The organism is Luteimonas sp. 8-5 (genome assembly GCF_029763755.1).
Lineage (GTDB): Bacteria > Pseudomonadota > Gammaproteobacteria > Xanthomonadales > Xanthomonadaceae > Cognatiluteimonas.
Genome location: NZ_JARUVM010000101.1, coordinates 1 through 2,558, shown reverse-complemented (window position 1 = coordinate 2,558; position 2,558 = coordinate 1). Strand labels below are relative to the sequence as shown.

The window sequence follows — 2,558 nt, the reverse complement described above, 5'->3', positions numbered from 1 at the left end:
CGCCGTCGGCCAGCGCCACGGCCTGCCGCTGATCAACATCTTCACTCCGGACGCGACCATCAACGATGTCGCGCCGGAGCAGTACCGCGGCCTGGAACGCTATGCCGCGCGCAAGGCCGTGCTTGCCGACCTCGAGGCCGCCGGCCTGCTGGTGGAGACGAAGGCGCACAAGCTGCAGGTGCCGCGCGGCGACCGCACCGGCCAGGCGATCGAGCCCTACCTGACCGACCAGTGGTTCGTGAAGATGGACGGCCTGGCCAGGCGCGGCATGGAGCTCGTCGAGCGTGGCGACGTCAAGTTCGTCCCCGCCAACTGGATCAACACCTACCGCCACTGGATGGAGAACATCCAGGACTGGTGCATCAGCCGCCAGCTCTGGTGGGGGCACCGCATCCCGGCCTGGTACGACGAGGACGGCAACATCTACGTCGGCCGCGACGAAGCCGACGTGCGCGCCAGGCACTCGCTGGGCGCCGACGTCGCGCTGTCGCAGGACGCCGATGTGCTGGAAACCTGGTTCAGCGCCCAGCTCTTTCCGTTCAGCACCATGGGCTGGCCCGACAAGGCATTGATGGCCGAACGCGGCTTCGACCGCTTCGTGCCGTCGTCGGTGCTGGTCACCGGCTTCGACATCATCTTCTTCTGGGTCGCGCGCATGATCATGGCGACCGACCACTTCACCGGGGAAGTGCCGTTCAGGGACGTCTACATCACCGGCCTCGTGCGCGACTCGCACGGGCAGAAGATGTCCAAGTCCAAGGGCAACGTGCTCGATCCGCTGGACCTGATCGACGGCATCAGCGCCGACGCACTGGTGGCCAAGCGCACCACCGGCTTGATGAAGCCCACCGACGCGCCGCGCATCGAGAAGGCGACGCGCAAGGAGTTCCCCGAAGGCATCCCCGCCTTCGGCGCCGACGCGCTGCGCTTCACCATGGCCGCGCTGGCCGGCCCCGGCCGCGACATCAAGTTCGACCTCGGCCGCGCCGAGGGCTACAAGAACTTCTGCAACAAGCTGTGGAACGCCACCCGCTTCGTGCTCATGAACACCGAAGGCGTGGGAGCGGCGGAAGCCGCGAATCCTGGAATCGCGGCTCCCGCCGCTCCCACGACCGACGCCGAACGCTGGATCCTCGCCCGCCTCGCCGCCGTCTCCGCCGAAGCCGCCCGCCACGTCGCCGACTCCCGCTTCGACCTGCTGTCGCAGGCGTTGTACGAGTTCGCCTGGAACGACTTCTGCGACTGGTTCGTCGAGCTCTCCACGCCCGCCCTCAACGGTGACGACACCGCCGCGGCGGACAGCACGCGCCGCACGCTGCTGTTCGTGCTCGAGCGTCTGCTCGCGCTGCTGCATCCGCTGGTGCCGTTCGTCACCGAGGAACTGTGGCAGCAGGTCGCGCCGCGCGTGGGCATCGAAGGCGACACGGTCATGCTCCGGCCGTATCCGCAGGCGTCCGACTTCGGCGCCACGGACGAACGCGCCGTCGCCGACGTCGAGTGGCTCAAGGCCATGGTCTCGGCGCTGCGCCGCGTGCGCAGCGAGCTCAACGTCCCGCCGGCGAAGCAGGTGCCGCTGCTGCTGGCCGGCGGCAACGAAGCCGACCGCGAGCGTGCACGCCGGTTCGAGTCGCAGATCCGCTTCCTCAACAAGGTCGAACGCATCGAATTCCTCGATGACGCCGCGCAGGCGCCCGCCGCGGCGACAGCGGTCGTCGGCGAACTGAAGCTGCTGGTGCCGCTGGAAGGCCTGGTCGACCTGGGCGCCGAGCGCGCGCGCCTGGACAAGGAGCTCAAGCGCGTCGAGGGCGAGATCGCCAAGTGCCGCAACAAGCTGGCCAGTGAGACCTTCGTCGCCAACGCCCCCGCCGCCGTCGTCGACCAGGAACGCCACCGCCTCGCCGACTGGACCGCCCAGCACGAAGCCCTCGCCGCCCAGCGCGCCAAGCTTTGACCGCAAACGCAGGACGCGGATCAACGCCGATGGAAAAAGCGGATCAACGCGGATAAGGCTGGAGTCGGTCCACGCGATCGACGGTAACTCGCTTGAACCCACTCTGCCTTGCTTTATCCGCGTTGATCCGCTTCTCAAGATCCGCGTTATCCGCGTCCTGCGTTTCCAGCTCTTACAGGAGCTCCAGGGCCATGACGATGGCGTCTTCGCGGCCGTGGGTGGCGGGGTAGTAGCGGGGGCGGCGGCCGATCTCGTTGAAGCCTTCTGCGTGGTACAGCGCGATCGCGGCGGGGTTGGACGGCCGCACTTCCAGGAACACCCGTTCCACCGCGCGGCCGCGCGCCTGCTGCAGCAGCAGCCGCAGCATGCGCCGGCCCAGGCCGCGACCGCGCGCTTCCGGTGCCGAGCACAGGTTGAGGATGTGCGCCTCGCCGACGGCGATGCTCAGCAGGCCGTAGGCGGCCAGCACGCCGTCGTCCTCCAGCACCCAGGCCGGATAGCCCGCACGCAGGCAGTCGCGGAAGATCCCGCGCGTCCACGGGAACGGATACGCACGGCGCTCGATCTCCATCACAGCGTCGAGGTCGTCCTCGCGCATCGGCCGCGC

Annotated in this window: 2 protein-coding genes; one reads left to right on the top strand and one right to left on the bottom strand. The window is 68.7% G+C overall.

Annotation, left to right across the window (positions count from 1 at the left end; all coding sequences use genetic code 11):
* On the top strand, window positions 1-1,951 hold a 1,951-nt coding region (locus QAA18_RS10275), incomplete at its 5' end, for a valine--tRNA ligase (protein WP_279412843.1).
* Window positions 1,952-2,123: 172 nt separating this feature from the next.
* On the opposite strand, the gene rimI is transcribed toward QAA18_RS10275, so the two are convergent.
* Window positions 2,124-2,558: ribosomal protein S18-alanine N-acetyltransferase (gene rimI, locus QAA18_RS10270; RefSeq protein WP_279412842.1), on the bottom strand; the 435-nt coding region annotated here is incomplete at its 5' end.